A 19,343-nucleotide genomic window follows, 5' to 3' on the forward strand; every position below is an offset into this window, starting at 1 on the left:
GGCTACCGGGCCGCCCTCGAGGAGCCCGGCGCAAGGGTGTCTCAGCTTCGGGCGCCGCTGCGCCCCGCCCGCTCAGGCGCCGAGCGTTCGCGCCGGACGGCGCACGGATGCCGCGGCATGAGGGCTGCGCAGCATCCGGAGTTCCATGGCGCGAGTCTACCGCCGCGGCACGGAATGATGGAGCGGTGAAGCTGGGGCTGGCAGGCGGTGCACTGTGCGTCATCGGGGGCATCGCCGTGCTTGCCGGGGTGCTGCCGCCCTCCGAGCTCGCGACCATCGCGGAGCGCGTGTGGCCGGTGCTGCTGTTCGTGGTGGCCGTCACGATCGTGGCGGAGCTGGCCGCGGTCGCGGGCCTGTTCGACCTCGTCGCGGAGAAGCTGGCACGCGCGGCGCGAGGGCGGACCGGGATGCTGTGGCTGCTCGTGCTCGTCCTGGCCATCGTGACGACGGCCTTCCTCTCGCTGGACACCACCGCGGTGCTGCTGACCCCGGTGGTGGTGACGATGGCCCGGCAGCACCGGCTCGACCCGCTGCCGTTCGCGTTCGTGACCGTCGTGCTGGCCAACACCGCATCGCTCGTGCTGCCGGTCTCGAACCTCACGAACCTGCTCGCCGCCGAGCGGGCGGACTCGATGGATCCGTGGCGGTTCCTCGCGCTCCTGGGCCCGTCCGCCGCCATCGCGATCGTGGTGTCGGCGCTGCTGCTGACGGTCGTCTTCCTCCCGCGCCTCCCTCGCCGCCACGAAGCCGCGGCGCCGCCGGAGATCTCCGACCCGGTGCTGCTGCGGGTGGCCGGCGTCGTGGTCGCCGTTCTGCTGCCGCTGCTCGTGGTCGGCATCGCGCCGTGGATCCCGGCATCCGCCGCGGCGGTCGTCCTGGGCGCGGCCTACGTGTGGCGGGCGCCCCGCGTGATCCGCCCGGCACTCATCCCCTGGTCGCTCCTGCTGTTCGCGGGCGGGCTGTTCGTCGTGGTGGGTGCGGCGGAGCAGGGGGGACTCGGCGCCATCACGTCGACGCTGGTGGGCGAGGACAGCGTGTGGCAGGTGGCGGGGGCGGGCGTCCTCGCCGCCAACGCGGTGAACAACCTGCCGGCCTTCCTCGCGCTGGAGTCCGCGGCCGGAGGCGGAGAGCGCCTCGCGGCCCTGCTGGTCGGCGTCAATGCGGGGCCGCTGCTGACGCCGTGGGCGTCGCTGGCCACGCTCCTGTGGTTCGGACGACTCACGGCCATGGGCGTGGAGGTCCGGTGGTCGCGATTCGTGGCCCTCGGGCTGATCGTGGCCCCGCTCACCGTCGCAGCGGCGGTGCTGCCGCTGGCGCTCTGACGCGTCCGTTCGCGGGGGCCGTTCCACGCCGGGACGACGAGGGGGCGCCCCCGTTTCCGGCGACGCCCCCTCATGCGCAGGTCAGGAGCAGATCTCAGCCATCTCCGTGGCCGACGCCTGGAGCTCGGTGGCGCTGGTCTGCAGCGCCGTCACCTGCTCCTGCGTCGGGGTGCCCGACTGGATGGCCACGAGCTGATCGCTCAGCGATGCGAACTGGGTCTGGAACGTGGTGATCGCCGTCTCGACCTCGGGGTTCGTGATCTCCTCCACAGCCCCGGCCAGCTGAACGTTCACCTTCTCCATCGCGGCGGTCACGACCGCGACATCCGTGGGGTTCGACATCGCGTCGTTCAGGTCGCCCTGCACGGAGGAGACGGCCTCGTTGGCGATGCCGCACGCCTCCTCGACGGACTGGTCCTCCTCCTCGGCGGGCGCGGCCTCCTTCGTCGGCTTCTCCTGGCTGGTGGAGCCCGATCCGGTGGATTCCTTCTCGCTGGCCGTGTCGGCCGGTCCGGCGCATCCGGTCAGGGCGAACATCCCCGCAGCAGCGAGGACGGCGAGGGTAGGAATCATGGGCTTTCGCATCGGTGGTCTTCCGTTCGTGGTTCGGGTGGCGCACGGGCGTGCGTCGCTCTGACTCTGCCAGACCTTGCGGCGAGGGACGTTCCCACTTGCGCCGCGCTCCCGGATTCGATAGCGGTGCATAGCCGCGTCATAGGAAAGTGCGGCTCCTGCCGCGGCCCACCGCACGCTCAGCGGGCCGTGTGCCGGTCCACCGCCGACGCCCAGACCCAGGTGCGCAGTTCTCGCTCCCCCACGCGGAATCGGATGCCGATGGCGCGCGGTGTCCAGCGCAGCGCCTCCGCATCCACCCGCACCGGAGTATCGCCGAAACGCACCCACGCGCGCACGGGTTCCGGGCGGGGCGTGATCGTGAGCGGATGCTCCTCGAGCTCGAGTTCGTCAGGGGTGAGCGTGTGCAGCGGACCGTCGCGCGACACGCGCTCCAGGATGCGGTCGTCCATCCGCGCGTCGCCGCGATGTGCGTACCTGCGATTCGTGCCCACGGCCGGTGCCTCCTTCCGGCCGCCTTTGACCTTAGCCAGAGGCCCCGACACGGCCCGGCCCGTGGGGGTGGTCGCGGGTACGGTCGGCGCATGGCGGAGCGCGTGGAGCTGTGGTGGGCGCGCCGGCAGTTCTCCAAGGGCGCCGACGTGCCGTATCCCGTGGGCGCGTACCGGGAGGCGTGGGCTCCGTTCCCGATGCTGATCCGGCAGTACCATCCGGAGCTGAACGCGGGGATCACCCTCACGCAGATCCCACCGGCTGCCGACGTGCTCCTGTGCTGGGAGTGCGACGGGGGTCACCGCTTCGCCGCCACCCCCGCCGAACAGCGAAACCGTCCGGGGCGCGAGCGCCGCCGTTCGGCGTGGTGCCCCGCGTGCGCTGCTCTGGCCCGGCCGCCACGGGTGCGTACCCCCGACTCCCCCGCGCGCCAGCCCCGGCCCACGCGCGAGCTGTGCCCGAAGACGCCGTCCGTCGCGCCCGGTGAGGCGTTCGTGAGCGCGTGCGCACCGAAGCCCGCCTCCGCCGTCGAAGCGCGTCTGCGCAGCGACCTGTTCGAACGGCTCTCCGTCACCGCTGGGCGCAACGCCGTGCGGACGAGCCGCCCGTTCTTCGATCACGTCGAGGTGTGGCCCGACATCCTGCTTCCCGAACTGCGGATCGCCGTCGAGTACGACAGCACGGGCCGGCATGGCCTCGAACACGTCGGCAAGCGCGAGCAGGCCGATCTCAGGAAGGACCGGCTGCTGCGCGCCACGGGCTGGGAGGTCGTCCGCATCCGCACCGGCCGGTTGGAGAAGCTCGGTCCGCACGATCTGCAGCTCGCGTCGCTCGGTCGAACCGCAGTGGCGCGTTTGATCGACACGTTCCGCGACATCCGCGGGGCGTTGGTGGTCGACGCGTACCTGCGGTGAGTACCCGAGACAGGAGAATCGCCCAATCAGGACCCCTGCCGCCCCGCGGGGCCTGATCTGGGCGATCTTCCTGTTCTGGGGTCAGCTTCGGCTGCTGCGCTACGTGTACAGCTTCAGTTCATCCGCAGTGAAGTAGTTCTGTGTCTGCGGCGTGATCAGCACGAGGTAGCGCTCGCGCTTGCGGTCGATCCAGATGACGGTTCCGACGTTGCCGGTCATCCTGGATCCGGTGGCCTGTACGGTGTCACCGACTTTGAATTCGTTCACGAGTTCCTCCTTGAGATTTCGAGAGGCAAGCGGGTGGTCGGCGCCGCGCCGGACGACGTCACGAGGTGACGAGTCCCACGATCACCGGGAGCACGAAAGCGATCGCGTTGTTCGTGCCGTGAAGGATGACGCCCGGCCAGATCGAGCCCGACGCGCGGTACAGCAGAGCCGTGAGGACCCCGACGACGAAGGCGACCGGCAGGACGGGGTTGATGCCGTGGGCGATCGCGAACACGGCAGCGCTCCCGATGATCCCCACCCACGCTCCGTATCGTGCGAGGAGAGCGTTGGCCACCACACCACGGAAGAAGCTCTCTTCCCCGACAGGGGTCAGGATCGCCCCGGCGACCAGGCCCAGGACCAGTGACAACCAGCCTCCCGATGCGGCGGCCTGATAGCTGGCCTGCACGTTCTCCGCGTCGGCGGTGACGGCCGTGTAGATGACGGCGACGAGCACCCCGAGCACGTACGCAGCCACACCCAGCACCGCGCCGATCACCAGATGACGTGGCTCGGCGCGGCGGAAGCCGAACGCCGCCAGACCGCGGATGCGGATCAGCACCGCGACCACGAGTGCCACCAGACCCATCACCCCCGATGCGAGCAGGCCCACGACTCCGGCGACGGCGGGGTCCGTCACCCCGGGGAGCAACCACACGACCAGAAGGATCATCAGGCCGTACGCGGCGCCGCCTGCCAGCATCTCCGGCCACCCTGGCGCGGTCGGCGTGGCGCGTTTGGGCGCGGTGACGTTGCGCGATGCATTCACCATGGTTCTCCTTCGGACGTTGCGGCGGTTACTTCGCAAGGAAATCGGTCAGCGCGCGGTTCACTTCGTCGGCATGCGTCCAGAGCAGCCCATGGGGAGCCGCTTCGATCTCCACATAGTCGGCAGCCGGCACGGCCTGGCGGAAGCGGCGAGCGGTCGCTTCGATCGGGAGGATGTTGTCCTTCGTTCCATGCAGGATGAGCGTGGGCTTGCCCGCCGCCCGCACGACCTCGAGGTCACCGCGGAAGTCCTCGATCCACGACGACACGACCGCGTACGCGGCAACGGGTGCGCTCCCCGCCGCGACGTTCGCGCTCGCGGTCACGGCCTGCGCGCTGATGAGGGACCCGAGGTTCTCGTCGAGGTTGTAGAAGTCGTCGAAGAAGTCGGTGAACCAGGCGAAGCGGTCGGCCTGAGCCGCGGCCTCGATGCCGTCGAAGACGGCCTGAGGCACGCCCTCGGGGTTGTCATCTCGCTGCACGAGGAAGGGCTGGAGCGAGGCGAGGAAGGCGAGCTTGGCGACGCGCTCGTGTCCGTAGCGGCCGACGTAGCGGGCGAGTTCACCGGTGCCCATCGAGAATCCGACCAGCACGACGTCGCGCAGGTCCAGGCTTTCGAGCACCGTGTGAAGGTCGGAAGCGAACGTGTCGTAGTCATAGCCGGTGCTGACCTTCGACGACTGGCCGAACCCACGGCGGTCGTACGTGATGACACGGTAGCCCTGGGCGAGCAGTTCGCGGGTCTGACGTTCCCAGCTATGCCCGTCGAGCGGATAGCCATGGATCAGGACGACGGGCTGGCCGGCTCCCTGATCTTCGTAGTACAACTCGATCGGGGCGCTGTTCTCGTTTCCGACGGTGATGTATGCCATGAGTGCTGTCCTTTCGATTCGGCGCGGCGGAGTGCCGCGCCGGCCGCAAGCACACACCGTGTTGTCGGAACCGGGTCAAGCGCTTTCGACTCGGTGCGCGCGACGACGTGGAGGGCTGCGCGAGCGCCGTCGGTGTGCGGCACTTGACCCTGTGCCGAGAACATGGGGTGTCGTTCTGGAAGAGCGCCCAGGAGTGCTGATGAGTAGACGGAGGAGAGTCACATGCGTCCAGTGGTGGACAAGGTCATGCCCGAGGCGTGGAAGGCGGTCGTGGCGTTCTCGTCGGTGATCCGCGAGGGTGCGGCTCAGCAGGGGGTCTCTGCGCAGGAGTCGGAGCTGATCAAGGTGCGGGCGTCGCAGCTCAACGCGTGTACGTTCTGCCTCGACCTGCATTCGCGCGAGGCGCGCCAGGCCGGGATACCGCAGCAGAAGCTGGACGTGTTGCCGGCGTGGCGCGAGAGCGGCATCTTCAGCGAGCGGGAGAGAGCTGTGCTCGCCATAGCCGAGGCGACCACTCAGCTGCCGTTATCCGCGGGGTCGGCCGACGACCTGTCGGGGGCCCTCGCCGTTCTCGGCGAGCCGACGTTCGTGGCCGCCGAATGGGTGGCGATCGCCATCAACGCCTTCAACCGCATCTCCATCCTGAGCGAGCATCCGGTCCGCCCCCGGGATGCCGACGGGAAACTCGTCCGCTGACCCGCCCCCGACCCGCGAGCCATTGGTGATCGACGCGGGGTGATCCGCCCCGAGAACAGGAGGATCGCGCGAAACAGGGCGGCTGCGGCCTCGCGGGGCCTGACCTGGGCGATCTTCCTGTTCTGGGGAACACGTCCATCGCATGGGCACTAGTCATCGCCGGCTGCAGCGATGCCCGCAGCGCAATGAGTCAGCAAGGAACATCGGCAACGGGCCCGCCTGGCGCGACCCATTGACCATTCGCGAGCTGATCTGGGGCGTCGAGATTGAAGGTGGCCAAGTCATTGGCCGTGCCGGGGGCCACCTGGTCCGCGTCTAAGAAGACGACGAGCGGATAGCTGTCGAGGGGGATGGAACCTGACGTGTGGTACTCGAGCCCGATCGGCGGTTCGCGCGTCGTGAACTCCTGCTCCGTTCCGAATCGGAACAGCCCCTCCCCCTGAGCCGCGGTGAAATGTTCCTTCTCACCATTGATTACGACCCGATAAGTGATCTTCAGCGATTCGAACTCCGGGGTCGTCTCCCCGCACCAGCGGAACACGACCTCCCCGTCCCGCTCCGTGAGAAAGACCGGCGCCGAATTGGGCCTCGAAGGAAAGACCAAAGCGCACCCGGTGAGGCTGATCAAGGTCGCCGCACCCACAACCGCCGCCAGGAAGGGTCGCCAGCGTGCTCTCCAGTTGTTCCGCATGAGTAGCCACCCAGACCAAGGTCAACCTCGACGTGATCCGCGCAAGCGTAGCGTCCCGTAAGGAGGCAGCACCCGCCCCCGTCCCCAGGAACGAGAAAACCCCCGGTCTCCCGGGGGTTTCAAGGTGGTGCGCGATACTGGGATCGAACCAGTGACCTCTTCCGTGTCAGGGAAGCGCGCTACCGCTGCGCCAATCGCGCCTGAAAGGCTATTCGTTTGTTGAGTGGAGGTGGCGACGGGATTCGAACCCGTGTAAACGGCTTTGCAGGCCGGTGCCTAGCCGCTCGGCCACGCCACCGTGTGTGGTTCGACCCACGTGTCGCGATCGGCTTTCGGGTTTCCCCGGGTGGCGATCCACTCGAGCGGATGACGAGACTCGAACTCGCGACCCCAACCTTGGCAAGGTTGTGCGCTACCAACTGCGCTACATCCGCGTGTCCCGGTCACCCGGGCACTTGATCGACTTTAGCCGATCCTGAGCCCGCGCGCCAAACCGGCGCACCCCGCGCGTGTCTCCCCCGCGCGGTTCGATCAACCTGGCTGCATCCGCTAGGATCGTTGAGGTCCTGCACAGGGCCGCACGGGCGATTGGCGCAGTTGGTAGCGCGCTTCCTTCACACGGAAGAGGTCATCAGTTCGAGTCTGGTATCGCCCACATCAGAGAGGCCCGGAGTCACGCGGTAGCAGCGGATTCCGGGCCTTCTTCTTACCCAGGACCGGCGGCGTTGCGGTGACAGGTGCGCGCTGTGCGTCAACCCTTTGGGGTGCTGGATCGTCCTCCTCGTGGGCCACTGCCGGGTCGCTTTCGCGACCGCCTGATTCGTCGGACCACCGGCGCAGCGGACGGCGGGAGCCTTGCTGCGCCCTCCAGGTGCGCAAAACTCAGGAGACACGCCGTGGCGGGAGGCTCGGGAAGGCGCTGGTGCGGCGTGTCTCCTGAATTCTGAACCGAGAGCGGCCGGATTCGGCGCCGCGAGATCAGCGGCCGGTGCGCCATCCGTAGCGGCGCTGCAGCGCGTCGGCGACCTGGGTGAAGCGGGCCGCATCGAGGGCGGATGCCTCGCGGCGCATGCCCCGCTCGTGCACGCTGTAGAGCTGGCCGAGGTCCACCCACGACGGTCGGCGCCGGCTGTCCCACTCCCCCGGGCCGAGCGCCACGTGGTCGACGGAACCCGGATGCGGCGTGCTGGTCAGGCGCACGGCGTAGACGCGGTCGCGGCTCTGCCGCGCGATGACCAGCACCGGCCGGTCCTTGCCGCGGCCGTCCCGCTCTTCGTACGGCACCCACGTCCACACGATCTCGCCCGCGTCCGGGGCGCCATCCGCATCCGGCGCGTAGGACATCACGACGCCACGCCGACCCGGCGGAGCGACCTGCACCGTCGCGGTCGCGCCCGAGCGGCCGGGGTCGGAACCCGCCGGTACCGCGCTCCTCCGGGCGGGTCGCAGGAGCCGCCTGAGCACGGAGATGAGACGGGATGGCACCGCCCCACCCTAGCGAGCCCCCACACGCGCGAGAGGGCCCCGCGGACGGATCCGCGGGGCCCTCCTGTGGGGGCTGTCAGTCGTTGACGATGGCGTAGCCGGCCTCTCCGTGGACCGAGGTGTCCACGCCGGCGATCTCGTCCTCGTTCTTCACGCGGAAGCCGAGCGTCTTCTCGATCGCGAAGCCGATGATGAAGGCGACGACGAAGGAGTAGACCAGCACGCCGGCTGCAGCGATCACCTGGAGCACGAGCTGCTCCCATCCGCCACCGAGGAACAGTCCGGTGCCGGTGGCGAAGAAGCCGAGGTAGATGGTTCCGATGAGGCCGCCGACGAGGTGGATGCCCACGACGTCCAGGGAGTCGTCGAAGCCCCACTTCCACTTCAGCTCCACAGCGAGCGCGCACACCGCGCCGGTGACGATACCCAGCAGCAGCGCCCATCCGGGGGCGAGTGCGGCACAGGCCGGCGTGATGGCGACGAGGCCGGCGACGGCACCGGAGGCAGCACCCACCGAGGTGGCCTTGCCGTCCTTGACCTTCTCGATGATCATCCAGCCGATGACGGCCGCGGCGGTCGCACCGATCGTGTTGATGATGATGAGGCCCACCGAGGAGTCCTCGGTGCCCAGCAGACCGAAGGTGCCCTCAGCACCGGCGTTGAAGCCGAACCAGCCGAACCACAGGATCGCCGCACCGAGCATCACCAGCGGAACGTTGTGCGGCTTGTGGGCGCCCTTCTGGAAGCCCACACGCTTACCGAGCACGAGTGCCAGCGCGAGGGCGGCAGCACCCGCGTTGATGTGCACCGCGGTGCCACCGGCGTAGTCGATGACGGCGGCGTCGAAGCCGAAGACCTCGCCGAGGTTGAAGATCCAGCCGCCGCCCCACACCCACGCGGCAACGGGGAAGTAGACGACCGTCGCCCAGATGCCGGCGAAGATCATCCACGATCCGAACTTCGCGCGGTCGGCGATCGCGCCCGAGATCAGCGCGACGGTGATGATCGCGAACGTCGCGCCGTAGGCGGCGCCGACCAGTCCGTTGTCATCGAGGGAGGCGAGACCGAAGTCGGAGAAGGGGTTGCCGGCGAACGACCACGTGCTCTCCACCGCGCTCATGTTGAAGCCGTAGAGGATCCACAGCACGCTGACGAGTCCGAGCGCACCGAAGCTCATCATCATCATGCTGACGACGCTCTTGGCCTTGACCAGCCCGCCGTAGAAGAACGCCACCCCGGGCGTCATGAAGAGCACGAGCGCCGTTGCGGCGACGGCCCAGGCAAGATTTCCGCTGTCCATGAGAATCCTCATCCATGTGTCGTGTAACTCAGGACCCGGGCATCCGCAGAACATCGGGTAGCGGACGGTTCGGGCGAGCCCCAGTTTCGCGACGAGCGGTTTCCGGGGGCGTGCGCAACGTGTTTCGCGTTGGTTACACGGTGGCCCCGCCGGTAAACATCGTGTTTCGAGCGCCCGGGAGGATCACACGAATCCGTGCCGGCTGGCGTCAGAAGCAGCGAGGCGGGCGGATGCCGCGGAGATCAGGCGTGCGTGAGGGCGACCAGGCGCGAGATCGCGCGCAGGTACTTCTTGCGGTAGCCGCCGGCGAGCATGTCGGCGCCGAAGACCTCGTTCAGCGGCGCGCCGGTGGCCCGCAGCGGGATCTGTGCGTCGTAGGCGCGGTCGATGAAGGCGACGAAGCGGAGGGCGGCGGACTGGTCCACCAGCGGAGCGACATCGCGCAGACCGATCAGGTCGACGCGGTCGATGAGCCGGATGAACCGCGAGGGGTGCACGCGAGCGAGGTGCGTGAGCAGTGCGGCGAAGTCGTCGTCCGAGGCGACGCCGCGGGTGCCGGCAGCCTCGACGTCTGCGGCATACTCCTCGGGCGTGCGTACGACGGCGGCCCCATCGATCGCGCGCTGACGGTAATCGGTGCCGTCGATGCGGATCGTGTCGAAGCTGGACGACATCGCGTGGATCTCACGAAGGAAGTCCTGCGCCGCGAACCGGCCCTCGCCGAGCGCGTTGGGTGGCGTGTTGGAGGTGGCGGCCAGTCGCGTCCCGGAGGACACTAGCTCTCCCAGCAGCCGGGTCATCACCATCGTGTCGCCCGGGTCGTCGAGCTCGAACTCGTCGATGCAGAGCAGATCGGAGCCGCGGAACAGCTCGACGGTGTTCTGGTAGCCGAGGGCGCCGACGAGGGCGGTGTATTCGATGAACGAGCCGAAGTACTTCCGGCGGGCCGGCAGCGCGTGGTAGATCGCCGCGAGGAGGTGGGTCTTGCCGACGCCGAACCCGCCGTCGAGGTACACGCCGGGCTTCGTCTCCGGCGCCTTCTTGGCGCGGCGGAACAGGCCTCCCCGGGCCGCGGCCGGGCCATGTCCGGAGAAGGCCAGCAGACGCTCCTTGGCGTCCTGCTGGGACGGGTAGGACTCGTCGGCCCGGTAGGAGTCAAACGTGGCTTCGTCGAACTGCGGCGGCGGAACCAGCGCGGCGACCATCTCCGAACCGGTCACCTCCGGCGTCCGATCGACCAGATGGACGATCCCCGTCCCGGTGGAGGTGCCTGTGGAGGTCATTGCCCGTCCTGTGTCGCCGTCTTTAGTCGAGTGTGAAGCCCGCACCCCGCAGCGGATCTAGGGTCGAAGGGGCGCCATCCAGCCTACGCCGAACCCTTCCCCGTCCCGACCGAGGAGCAACGATGACCGTCGAGTACGACACCACGTCCCCCAAGTTCGCCGAGTACGCCGCGCCCGAGCGCCTCGTCTCCGGCGACTGGCTGCAGGAGCACCTGGGCACCCCGGGACTGGTGGTGGTCGAATCCGACGAGGACGTGCTGCTGTACGAGATCGGGCACATCCCCGGCGCGGTCAAGGTCGACTGGCACACGGAGCTGAACGACCCGGTCGTGCGCGACTACATCGACGGCGCCGGATTCGCCGAACTCATGAGCCGCAAGGGGATCTCCCGCGACGACACGATCGTGCTCTACGGCGACAAGAACAACTGGTGGGCCGCCTACGCCCTGTGGGTGTTCTCGCTGTTCGGTCACGAGGACGTGCGCCTGCTGGACGGCGGACGCGACAAGTGGATCGCCGAAGGACGCCCGATGACCACCGAACCCGCCGGACGGCCTGCCGCGGAGTACCCCGTGGTCGAGCGCAACGACGCGCTGCTGCGCGCCTACAAGGACGATGTGCTGGCCCATCTCGGCAACCCGCTGGTGGACGTGCGCAGCCCCGAGGAGTACTCGGGCGAGCGCACGACGGCACCGGCGTACCCCGAAGAGGGCGCGCTGCGCGCCGGCCACATCCCCACCGCCCAGAATGTGCCGTGGGGCAAGGCGGTCGCCGAAGACGGCGGCTTCAAGCCGCGGGCCGAGCTGGATGCGATCTACCGCGAGGGCGCCGGCCTCAAGGACGGCGACGCGATCGTGGCCTACTGCCGCATCGGGGAGCGATCCAGCCACACGTGGTTCGTGCTGCAGCACCTCTTGGGCTTCGACAACGTCCGCAACTACGACGGGTCGTGGACGGAGTGGGGCAGCGCCGTGCGGGTCCCGATCGCGACCGGCACGGAGTCGGGGACGCTTCCACAGGCCCGCTGACCCCGGCGCAACCCAGCCGCAGGGGCGCGGGGCGTGGGATGATGGGAAGGATGACCGAAACCCTTCTGCCCACGGCCCTGGCGGGCATCCGCGACGAGTTCCTCGAGCTCGAGGAGCCCGAGCGCCTCCAGCTGCTGCTGGAGTACTCCCAGGAGCTCCCGGCGGTGCCCGCGAAGTACGACGGTCACCCCGAGATGTGCGAGCGCGTCGTGGAGTGCCAGTCGCCGGTGTACATCGTCATCGACGTCGACTCCGATGACCGCGTGGCCATGCACGCCACTGCTCCGGCGGAGGCTCCGACCACGCGCGGGTTCGCCAGCATCCTGGTGCAGGGCATCAGCGGCCTGAGCGCCGACGAGGTGCTCGCGATCCCCGACGATTTCCCGCAGAGCATCGGGTTGACCCGCGCGGTCAGCCCCCTCCGCATCGCCGGGATGACCGGCATGCTCATGCGCGCCAAGCGCCAGGTGCGCGCCAAGCGCGCGGCCTGACGTGCAGGTCACGCAGGTCGTGCCCGCCGGCGGCGGTGCGCACGACATCGGCACGCCCGAGGGACGCGCCTGGCTGGAGCGTCTGTACGCGCGCGACGACACCCGCTATGTGCGGCTGAACATGATCACGAGCCTCACCGGCGCCGCGGCCGGATCCGATGGCACGAGCGAGTCGCTGACGAGCCGGACGGATCGCGCCCTGCTCGGCATCATCCGCGCGGCGGCCGACGTGGTCGTCGTCGGTGCCGCGACGGTGCGCGCGGAGGGATACGTCCTCCCCCGGCGTGCGCGCCTGGCGATCGTCACGGTCAGCGGCGACCTCGACGGCCATCGGCTCGGCGACGCGGTGGACGGCCTGCTGCTGATCTGCCCGGAGACCCGCTCCGCCGAGGTGCGGGATCGCTCGGGGCTTCCCGGCGCACAGGTGCTCGCCATCCCCGGCGGCGACGACATCGAGCCCGCCGCGATCTGCGACGCCCTCGCCGCCCACGGCCTCCCGCGCGTCGTGTGCGAGGGCGGGCCGACGCTGGCCGCCCGGTTCGCCGATGCGGGTGTCATCGACGAGTACTGCGTCTCGGTGACACCCGCGCTCGACGCGGCAGACCGCCCGTTCCTGCCGATCGCTTCCCACGTCGACACCGAGGTGGCGGGGATGCTGGTCGACGAGGCGGGCTTCAGCTACCTGCGTCTTCGCGCTCGACGGTGAGGCCCTGCCGCCGCAGCCACTCGGTGATGGCGTGGGACCACCGCTCCTGGTCGTAGTTCCACAGCTTCGTGTGGCGCGCGACGGTGAAGGTGTGCATCTCGACCAGATCGGGTCGGGCCTCCGCGAGCTCGTGCGACGCGTCCGAGGGGACGAACCCGTCGTCGTCGCTGTGCAGGAGCAGGATCGGATGGTGCAGCTCGCTCGCGCGCGCCACCCCGTCCAGGCGATCGAACGGAATCGCGCCGCCGGTGCGGGCGACCGGGGCGGCCCACTCCGACCCCAGCGCACCCAGGGCCATCCCCGTCACGGGCGCAGGGAGGTGCAGCTGACGCGCCTGGTACTGCAGGACGACGCGCCAGTCCACGACCGGGGAGTCCAGGATGAGGCCGACGAGCATGTCCTGGTGCGGGGAATTGAGCTCGAGCTGGAGGGCGATGGCACCGCCCATCGACCACCCCATCACGATCACCCGGCGCGCACCGAGGCGCCGTGCCTGGCCGATCGCCGCATCCACGTCACGCCACTCCGTCGCGCCCAGCGCGTAGGTCCCCGTGCGGCTGCGCGGCCCCTCCCCGTCGTTGCGGTAGGACACGAGCATCGACGTGTAGCCCAGCGAATGGAACAGCGGCACGGCACGGAGGGCCTCTGCGCGCGTCGTGCCGCGTCCGTGCACCTGCACGACCCACAGATCCGAGTCGACCTCCGCGGGGAAGATCCACGCCGGGCACGGGCCCAAGGGTGAGCCGACCAGTTCGTCGCGGAACGGCAGCTGGAGGTCTTCGGGCCGGTCGTAGTACCAGCCGCTGAATGCCGCGTCGGGTGAGAGGTGCGCTGCCGAGTCCACGTGCGTGAGCAGCTTGCGCTTGACGGTGCCCTGATCTTCGGACAGCACGGATCCGAGCTTGACGTACGGGAGGGTGCCGGAGGTGAACAGGCCGTAGCGTCCCGGCAGCTCGGTGTCGGCGTTGCGCGTGAGGGTGACCGTCTGCGCGCTGGTGTCCAGGTCGACGATGCGGGTGTCGGTCACGCGGTCGGCCGGGGTGACCACGCGCCGGGCCACCCGGAGCGAGATCGCCCCGATGGCGGTCAGCACGGCGCCCAGGGAGATCCCCAGAAGCGCGATCGCCGCGTGCAGGGCGCCCGCGTACCGAGGGGAGGCGCCGGAGCTTGCGGCGCGCCTGGAGGCGTTCATCGAGGCCTCACTCTAGTCTGTGGCCGTGACCGAGCTTCCACCCGACGGGACGTCGAGCGTCTTCGTCGAAGCCGCCGATCAGTTGCGGTCGCTCACGTTCCGATCCGACTTCGCCGTGCGCGAGATCCCTGCGCCCGCGGGACTGGCCCCTGACGCCCTCGCGCTGGCCGGCGATGTGCGGCCCGACGAGAGCGGCGCCGACTCCCCCTACGGAACCGGCCGCTTCATCCTGCTGCATGACCCCGACGAGCCCGAGCCGTGGGGCGGTGCGTGGCGCATCGTGTGCTTCGCCCAGGCGCCGCTGGAGGCCGAGATCGGCATCGACCCTCTCCTGGCGGATGTCGCGTGGTCATGGCTGACCGACGCGCTGGGATCGCGCGGCGCGGGGTATCACTCGGCGTCGGGCACCGCGACCAAGACTCTGTCCAAGGGCTTCGGCTCCCTCGCCGTCCAGGGCGACGGGGCGCAGATCGAACTGCGCGCCTCCTGGACACCTCAGGCGCCCTTCGGGCCGCACGTGGAGGCGTGGGCGGAACTGGTGTGCATGCTCGCCGGCCTCCCGCCCGGCAGCGAGGGGATCGCCGTCTTCGGCGCGCGGAGGTCTGTGGGTGACTGAGTATTCCGTGATCGCCGACGAGGAGGCGTTCTCGGCGGCCGTTGACGCGCTCGCTGCCGGAACCGGGCCCGTCGCCGTCGATGTCGAGCGCGCCTCCGGCTTCCGCTATTCGCAGCGCGCCTACCTCATCCAGGTCTTCCGCCGCGGGGCGGGCATCTACCTCTTCGACCCCGTCGAGATCGCCGACTTCGCGCCTCTCCAGGAGGCCATCGGCGACGCCGAGTGGGTGTTCCACGCCGCCAGCCAGGATCTCCCGTCCCTGCGCGAGCGCGGGCTGGATCCGCTCGAGATCTTCGACACCGAACTGGCCGCCCGGCTTCTCGGGCACGAGCGCGTGGGACTCGGGGCAGTCGTGGAGTCCACACTCGGCATCACGCTGGCGAAAGCCCATTCCGCCGCCGACTGGTCGACGCGCCCCCTGCCGCAGTCCTGGCTCGAATACGCCGCGCTGGATGTCGCGCACCTCGTCGACGTGCGTGACGCCCTCGTCGCGCAGCTGAGCGAGCAGGGCAAGACCGAGTACGCCGCGCAGGAGTTCGAAGCCGTCCGCGCCCGGCCACCCAAACCGCCGCGGGACGATCCGTGGCGCCGGATGAGCGGCCTGCACACCGTCCGCGGACGGCGTGCCCTGGCGGTGGCCCGGTCGTTGTGGCTCGCACGTGAGGAGTTCGCGCGCGAGCAGGACGTGGCCCCGGGACGCCTGGTGCCCGACCGCTCGCTCGTGGCCGCGGTGATCGCCGACCCCCAGTCCAAGCAGGAGCTGGCCGCCATCAAGGACTTCAACGGGCGCGCCAGCCGCACCCAGCTGGATCGGTGGTGGAACGCCATCGTGGCCGGACGCGAGGCGACCGAGCTGCCGCCGGACCGAGTGCCCTCCGATTCCCTCCCGCCACCGCGGGCGTGGGCCGATCGCAACCCCCAGGCCGATGCACGCCTGCGCGCGGCGCGCCCCGTCGTGGAGGCACGCGCGCAGGAACTCGGGATGCCGACGGAGAATCTCCTCACGCCGGAAGTCCTCCGTCGCGTCGCATGGGCTCCGCCCGCCGAGATCACTTCGGACTCCATCGGCGAAGCGCTGCACGAATTGGGCGCGCGTCCCTGGCAGATTGAGCAGACCGCACAGTCAATCGCGGATGCCTTTGTGGAATCCGTCAATCGGCCTGTCGACGCGACGCCGGACCCTTCGTAGGTTCGATCCAACCGATTCGGGGGCTCACGGCCCGCCTCATAGGCTGACGGCATCCCTACTTTTGGAGGCAGAGTGGCCGAGATCTCGGACGTCTTCTTCGTCGATGGAATGCGCACGCCGTTCGGCCGCGCCGGCGAGAAAGGCATGTACTGGAACACCCGCGCCGACGACCTCATCGTCAAGGCGATCATCGGACTCATGGAGCGCAACGGCTCCGTGCCGAAGGACCGCATCGACGATGTCGCGATCGCCGCGACGTCGCAGACCGGTGACCAGGGCCTGACGCTCGGGCGCACGGCTGCGATCCTCGCGGGTCTGCCGATGACCGTGCCGGGCCTTGCGATCGACCGCATGTGCGCGGGAGCCATGACCGCCGTCACCACGATGGGCGCCTCGATCGGATTCGGCCAGTACGACGTCGCCCTCGCCGGCGGCGTCGAGCACATGGGTCGCCACCCCATCGGCGCCAACGCCGACCCGAACCCGAGGTTCGTCGCCGAGAAGCTCGTCGACCCCGGCGCCCTGAACATGGGTGTGACGGCCGAGCGGATCCACGACCGCTTCCCCCACCTGACCAAGGAACGGGCCGACCGGTACGGCATGCGCAGCCAGCAGAAGCTGCAGGCGGCGTACGAGGCCGGCAAGATCCAGCCCGACCTCGTCCAGGTGGCGATCAAGGATGCCGAGGGCGCCTGGAACCTCGCCACCGAGGACGAGGGCCGCCGCCCCGAGACCACGATGGAGGGACTGGCGAGCCTGAAGACGCCGTTCCGCCCGCACGGACGCGTCACCGCCGGCACCTCTTCCCCCCTGACCGACGGCGCCACGGTGTCGCTGCTGGCCGGCTCGGCCGCGGTGAAGGAACTGGGCCTCGCGCCCAAGATGCGGATGGTGTCGTTCGGGTTCGCCGGCGTTGAGCCGGAGATCATGGGCATCGGCCCGATCCCCTCGACCGAGAAGGCGCTCCGCAAGGCGGGCCTGACGATCGACGACATCGGACTGTTCGAGCTGAACGAGGCGTTCGCCATCCAGGTCATCTCGCTGCTGGACCACTTCGGCATCGCCGACGACGACCCCCGCGTGAACCCCTGGGGCGGTGCGATCGCGGTCGGCCACCCCCTGGCAGCATCCGGTGTGCGCCTCATGATCCAGCTCGCGGCGCAGTTCGCCGAGCGTCCGGACGTGCGCTACGGCCTCACAGCGATGTGCGTGGGGCTGGGCCAGGGCGGCTCGATCATCTGGGAGAACCCCTACTTCGACGGCAAGAAGCGGAAGTGACGGCAGGAATGACCAACTACGACGACATCGACTTCACCGTGCTGGAGTCCCTGTCCGCCGACGAGGTCGTCACGCACGCCCGTGTGCGCGACGTGCGGCTGGCTTCCGGCAAGGTGCTCGCCCTCATCACCCTCGACAACGGCCGCGACCACACGCGCCCCAACACGCTCGGACCGGCCACCCTCGCCGAGCTGGGGGCGACGCTCGCGCAGCTGAAGTCCCGCGCCGCCGCCGGCGAGATCCATGCGGTCGGCATCACCGGCAAGCAGTACATCCTCGCCGCGGGCGCGGACCTGTCGGAGGTCTCCAACCTGCCGTCCAAGGACGTCGCGCGGCTGATCGCGCAGCGCGGCCACCAGGTGCTGGGCTCGCTCTCGGAGCTGGGCGTGCCGTCCTTCGCGTTCGTGAACGGCCTGGCGCTCGGCGGCGGGCTGGAGATCGCGCTGAACTCCACCTACCGCACGGTGGATGCCTCGGCCGCGGCAATCGCGCTGCCGGAGGTCTTCCTCGGCATCATCCCGGGCTGGGGCGGCGCATACCTGCTGCCGAACCTCATCGGCATCGAGAACGCGCTCGAGGTGGTCATCTCCAACCCGCTCAAGCAGAACCGCGTGCTCAAGCCGAAGCAGGCGTTCGAGCTGGGGATCATGGACGCCATCTTCCCGGCGTCGAACTACCTCGAAGACTCGCTGCGCTGGGCCGACGGCGTGCTCACCGGCGCCGTCAAGGTCACGCGCAAGAACGAGCCCGGCAAGATCGAGCGCCTCACCAAGTGGCCCATCGCCGTCAAGATGGCCCGCAACATGCTCGAGAGCCGTATCGGCACCGTGCCCCGCTCCCCCTACGTCGCGCTCGATCTGCTCGACAAGGCCAAGAGCGGCACGAAGGCGGAGGGCTTCGCCCGTGAGGACGAGGCTCTCGCCGACCTCATCGTGGGCGACCAGTTCGCCGCATCCATGTATGCGTTCGATCTCGTGCAGAAGCGCGCCAAGCGGCCCGTCGGCGCCCCCGACAAGGCGCTGGCGAAGAAGGTGCAGAAGGTCGGCATCATCGGTGCGGGGCTCATGGCGAGCCAGTTCGCGCTGCTGTTCGTGCGCAAGCTGCAGGTTCCGGTCCTGATCACCGACCTCGACCAGGCGCGCGTGGACAAGGGCGTCGCCTCCGTCCACGAGGAGATCGGCAAGCTCGAGGCCAAGGGCCGGCTGGACGCCGACGGCGCGAACCGTCTGCGTGCGCTCGTGAGCGGCACGACCGACAAGAGCCAGTACGCCGACTGCGACTTCGTCATCGAAGCGGTCTTCGAAGAGGTCGGCGTCAAGCAGCAGGTGTTCGCCGAGATCGAGCCGCTTCTGGCCGAGGACGCGATCCTGGCGACGAACACGTCGTCGCTGTCGGTCGAGGAGATCGGCGCCAAGCTCGCCCACCCCGAGCGCCTGGTCGGCTTCCACTTCTTCAACCCGGTCGCCGTCATGCCGCTGATCGAGATCGTGCGGACGGCGAACACCTCGGATGCGGCGCTGTCGACCGCGTTCGTGGTGGCGCGGACCCTCGGCAAGAATGCGGTGCTCACCGCCGACGCGCCCGGCTTCGTCGTCAACCGGCTTCTGGCGAAGGTCATGGGCGAGGCCGCGCGCGCGGTGTACGAGGGCACCCCGCTCCTGACCGTGGAGAAGGCGTTCGCGCCGCTCGGACTTCCGATGACGCCGTTCCAGCTCATCGACCTCGTCGGCTGGAAGGTCGCCGCGCACGTGCAGGACACGATGGCCACGGCGTTCCCGGAGCGGTTCTTCGCGTCGGAGAACTTCCACCAGCTGGCCGAACTGCCCGAGGTCGTGGAGAAGGACAAGAGCGGCCGCGTCACCGGCTGGACCAAAGCCGCGCAAAAGGTGCTGAAGACCGGCTCCTCCCCCGCATCCGAGGACGCCATCCTGCGCCGCGTGCAGGACGGCCTCGCCCAGGAGATCCGCCTCATGCTGGATGAAGGCGTCGTGCCCGAAGTCGAAGACATCGACCTGTGCCTCATCCTCGGTGCCGGGTGGCCGTTCATCGACGGCGGCGCCTCGCCGTACCTCGACCGGGAGGGCGCGTCGGAGCGCGTGTTCGGCGACACGTTCCACCACCCGCCCATCCGCGGCATCGGCGGCTGAGCAGCACCCGCCGCATCGGCGGCTGAGCAGCAT

General features: G+C 69.5%; 20 protein-coding genes and 4 tRNA genes. 11 read left to right on the plus strand and 13 right to left on the minus strand.

Going from position 1 to position 19,343, the window contains the following annotated elements; genetic code table 11:
• Nucleotides 1-185: 185 nt before the first annotated feature.
• Nucleotides 186-1,322 carry an SLC13 family permease gene (locus E4K62_RS08850; protein WP_240742873.1) on the plus strand — a complete coding sequence of 379 codons (1,137 nt, stop codon included), beginning with the start codon at nt 186-188 and terminating at the stop codon, nt 1,320-1,322.
• A gap of 81 nt (nt 1,323-1,403) precedes the next feature.
• On the opposite strand, the gene E4K62_RS08855 is transcribed toward E4K62_RS08850, so the two are convergent.
• Entirely contained in the window at nt 1,404-1,895 is a 492-nt protein-coding gene (locus E4K62_RS08855; RefSeq protein WP_135117695.1) for a hypothetical protein, read from the minus strand.
• A gap of 179 nt (nt 1,896-2,074) precedes the next feature.
• Entirely contained in the window at nt 2,075-2,389 is a 315-nt protein-coding gene (locus E4K62_RS08860; RefSeq protein ID WP_135066390.1) for a hypothetical protein, read from the minus strand.
• Nucleotides 2,390-2,479: 90 nt separating this feature from the next.
• Between E4K62_RS08860 and E4K62_RS08865 the strand changes: the two genes are divergently transcribed.
• Nucleotides 2,480-3,301 carry a zinc-ribbon domain-containing protein gene (locus tag E4K62_RS08865; protein ID WP_135066393.1) on the plus strand — a complete coding sequence of 274 codons (822 nt, stop codon included), beginning with the start codon at nt 2,480-2,482 and terminating at the stop codon, nt 3,299-3,301.
• Between the two features lie 99 nt (nt 3,302-3,400).
• Here the strand turns inward: E4K62_RS08865 and E4K62_RS18675 are convergent, their stop codons facing one another.
• Genes E4K62_RS18675 through E4K62_RS08875 form a run of 3 tightly spaced genes read right to left on the minus strand, consistent with a single transcriptional unit; the run spans nt 3,401 to nt 5,208 of the window.
• Nucleotides 3,401-3,568 (minus strand): KOW domain-containing RNA-binding protein, encoded by a 168-nt coding sequence (locus tag E4K62_RS18675; protein WP_167747762.1) that lies wholly within the window; start codon nt 3,566-3,568, stop codon nt 3,401-3,403.
• A gap of 58 nt (nt 3,569-3,626) precedes the next feature.
• Entirely contained in the window at nt 3,627-4,340 is a 714-nt protein-coding gene (locus E4K62_RS08870; RefSeq protein ID WP_135066396.1) for a CPBP family intramembrane glutamic endopeptidase, read from the minus strand.
• 25 nt (nt 4,341-4,365) lie between these two features.
• Entirely contained in the window at nt 4,366-5,208 is an 843-nt protein-coding gene (locus E4K62_RS08875; protein ID WP_135066399.1) for an alpha/beta fold hydrolase, read from the minus strand.
• Between the two features lie 222 nt (nt 5,209-5,430).
• Here E4K62_RS08875 and E4K62_RS08880 point away from each other — a divergent pair, with 222 nt between their 5' ends.
• Complete coding sequence (locus tag E4K62_RS08880) at nt 5,431-5,904, plus strand: carboxymuconolactone decarboxylase family protein (protein WP_135066402.1); 474 nt, start codon at nt 5,431-5,433, stop codon at nt 5,902-5,904.
• A gap of 190 nt (nt 5,905-6,094) precedes the next feature.
• Here the strand turns inward: E4K62_RS08880 and E4K62_RS08885 are convergent, their stop codons facing one another.
• The 4 genes from E4K62_RS08885 to E4K62_RS08900 all read right to left on the minus strand — a co-directional run bounded on the left by E4K62_RS08885 (nt 6,095) and on the right by E4K62_RS08900 (nt 7,029).
• A complete protein-coding gene (locus E4K62_RS08885; protein WP_135066405.1) occupies nt 6,095-6,595 on the minus strand; it encodes a hypothetical protein in 501 nt (166 codons plus the stop codon).
• 125 nt (nt 6,596-6,720) lie between these two features.
• Nucleotides 6,721-6,795, minus strand: a tRNA-Val gene (locus tag E4K62_RS08890).
• A gap of 24 nt (nt 6,796-6,819) precedes the next feature.
• Nucleotides 6,820-6,893, minus strand: a tRNA-Cys gene (locus tag E4K62_RS08895).
• Nucleotides 6,894-6,956: 63 nt separating this feature from the next.
• Nucleotides 6,957-7,029: transfer RNA gene (locus tag E4K62_RS08900), tRNA-Gly, on the minus strand.
• Between the two features lie 148 nt (nt 7,030-7,177).
• Between E4K62_RS08900 and E4K62_RS08905 the strand changes: the two genes are divergently transcribed.
• Nucleotides 7,178-7,250: transfer RNA gene (locus E4K62_RS08905), tRNA-Val, on the plus strand.
• A gap of 323 nt (nt 7,251-7,573) precedes the next feature.
• Here the strand turns inward: E4K62_RS08905 and E4K62_RS08910 are convergent.
• From E4K62_RS08910 to zapE, 3 genes are all read right to left on the minus strand, one after another.
• Entirely contained in the window at nt 7,574-8,080 is a 507-nt protein-coding gene (locus E4K62_RS08910; RefSeq protein WP_135066408.1) for a type II toxin-antitoxin system PemK/MazF family toxin, read from the minus strand.
• A 76-nt stretch (nt 8,081-8,156) separates the two neighbouring features.
• Nucleotides 8,157-9,380 (minus strand): ammonium transporter, encoded by a 1,224-nt coding sequence (locus tag E4K62_RS08915; protein ID WP_135066411.1) that lies wholly within the window; start codon nt 9,378-9,380, stop codon nt 8,157-8,159.
• 242 nt (nt 9,381-9,622) lie between these two features.
• Complete coding sequence (zapE, locus tag E4K62_RS08920; RefSeq protein WP_240742874.1) at nt 9,623-10,663, minus strand: cell division protein ZapE; 1,041 nt, start codon at nt 10,661-10,663, stop codon at nt 9,623-9,625.
• A gap of 122 nt (nt 10,664-10,785) precedes the next feature.
• Here zapE and E4K62_RS08925 point away from each other — a divergent pair, with 122 nt between their 5' ends.
• From E4K62_RS08925 to E4K62_RS08935, 3 genes are read left to right on the plus strand one after another with little or no spacing between them, the layout of a single operon-like run.
• Nucleotides 10,786-11,691, plus strand: a complete 906-nt coding sequence (locus tag E4K62_RS08925) for a sulfurtransferase (RefSeq protein ID WP_135066414.1) — start codon at nt 10,786-10,788, stop codon at nt 11,689-11,691.
• A 50-nt stretch (nt 11,692-11,741) separates the two neighbouring features.
• Nucleotides 11,742-12,182, plus strand: coding sequence for a SufE family protein (locus tag E4K62_RS08930; RefSeq protein ID WP_135066417.1), 441 nt, complete (start codon nt 11,742-11,744; stop codon nt 12,180-12,182).
• 1 nt (nt 12,183) lies between these two features.
• The gene (locus E4K62_RS08935; protein ID WP_240742875.1) at nt 12,184-12,888 is read left to right on the plus strand and encodes a dihydrofolate reductase family protein; all 705 of its coding nucleotides are present in this window, start codon (nt 12,184-12,186) and stop codon (nt 12,886-12,888) included.
• Here E4K62_RS08935 and E4K62_RS08940 read toward each other — a convergent pair.
• Nucleotides 12,857-14,080, minus strand: coding sequence for an alpha/beta hydrolase family protein (locus E4K62_RS08940; protein ID WP_135066420.1), 1,224 nt, complete (start codon nt 14,078-14,080; stop codon nt 12,857-12,859). The two genes, E4K62_RS08935 and E4K62_RS08940, sit on opposite strands and share 32 nt — an antisense overlap.
• Before the next feature lie 25 nt (nt 14,081-14,105).
• Here E4K62_RS08940 and E4K62_RS08945 point away from each other — a divergent pair, with 25 nt between their 5' ends.
• The 4 genes from E4K62_RS08945 (at nt 14,106) to E4K62_RS08960 (ending at nt 19,310) form a co-directional block, all read left to right on the plus strand.
• Nucleotides 14,106-14,696 carry a DUF3000 domain-containing protein gene (locus E4K62_RS08945; protein ID WP_374108098.1) on the plus strand — a complete coding sequence of 197 codons (591 nt, stop codon included), beginning with the start codon at nt 14,106-14,108 and terminating at the stop codon, nt 14,694-14,696.
• Entirely contained in the window at nt 14,689-15,885 is a 1,197-nt protein-coding gene (locus E4K62_RS08950; protein WP_135066426.1) for a ribonuclease D, read from the plus strand. Before E4K62_RS08945 ends, E4K62_RS08950 begins: the two co-directional genes overlap by 8 nt.
• Before the next feature lie 72 nt (nt 15,886-15,957).
• Nucleotides 15,958-17,163, plus strand: coding sequence for a thiolase family protein (locus E4K62_RS08955; protein WP_135066429.1), 1,206 nt, complete (start codon nt 15,958-15,960; stop codon nt 17,161-17,163).
• A gap of 8 nt (nt 17,164-17,171) precedes the next feature.
• The gene (locus E4K62_RS08960; RefSeq protein WP_135071155.1) at nt 17,172-19,310 is read left to right on the plus strand and encodes a 3-hydroxyacyl-CoA dehydrogenase NAD-binding domain-containing protein; all 2,139 of its coding nucleotides are present in this window, start codon (nt 17,172-17,174) and stop codon (nt 19,308-19,310) included.
• Nucleotides 19,311-19,343: the final 33 nt, after the last annotated feature.

Origin of the sequence: Microbacterium wangchenii (assembly GCF_004564355.1) — a bacterium.
Lineage (GTDB): Bacteria > Actinomycetota > Actinomycetes > Actinomycetales > Microbacteriaceae > Microbacterium > Microbacterium wangchenii.

Bases quoted from the DNA above. Each gene is read 5' to 3' on its own strand.
- E4K62_RS08855 (WP_135117695.1), bottom strand. From the start codon at position 1,895: ATGATTCCTACCCTCGCCGTCCTCGCTGCTGCGGGGATGTTCGCCCTG.
- E4K62_RS08880 (WP_135066402.1), top strand. From the start codon at position 5,431: ATGCGTCCAGTGGTGGACAAGGTCATGCCCGAGGCGTGGAAGGCGGTC.
- E4K62_RS08925 (WP_135066414.1), top strand. From the start codon at position 10,786: ATGACCGTCGAGTACGACACCACGTCCCCCAAGTTCGCCGAGTACGCC.
- E4K62_RS08960 (WP_135071155.1), top strand. From the start codon at position 17,172: ATGACCAACTACGACGACATCGACTTCACCGTGCTGGAGTCCCTGTCC.
- E4K62_RS08885 (WP_135066405.1), bottom strand. From the start codon at position 6,595: ATGCGGAACAACTGGAGAGCACGCTGGCGACCCTTCCTGGCGGCGGTT.
- E4K62_RS08875 (WP_135066399.1), bottom strand. From the start codon at position 5,208: ATGGCATACATCACCGTCGGAAACGAGAACAGCGCCCCGATCGAGTTG.
- E4K62_RS08915 (WP_135066411.1), bottom strand. From the start codon at position 9,380: ATGGACAGCGGAAATCTTGCCTGGGCCGTCGCCGCAACGGCGCTCGTG.
- E4K62_RS08940 (WP_135066420.1), bottom strand. From the start codon at position 14,080: ATGAACGCCTCCAGGCGCGCCGCAAGCTCCGGCGCCTCCCCTCGGTAC.
- zapE (WP_240742874.1), bottom strand. From the start codon at position 10,663: ATGACCTCCACAGGCACCTCCACCGGGACGGGGATCGTCCATCTGGTC.
- E4K62_RS08930 (WP_135066417.1), top strand. From the start codon at position 11,742: ATGACCGAAACCCTTCTGCCCACGGCCCTGGCGGGCATCCGCGACGAG.
- E4K62_RS08870 (WP_135066396.1), bottom strand. From the start codon at position 4,340: ATGGTGAATGCATCGCGCAACGTCACCGCGCCCAAACGCGCCACGCCG.
- E4K62_RS08865 (WP_135066393.1), top strand. From the start codon at position 2,480: ATGGCGGAGCGCGTGGAGCTGTGGTGGGCGCGCCGGCAGTTCTCCAAG.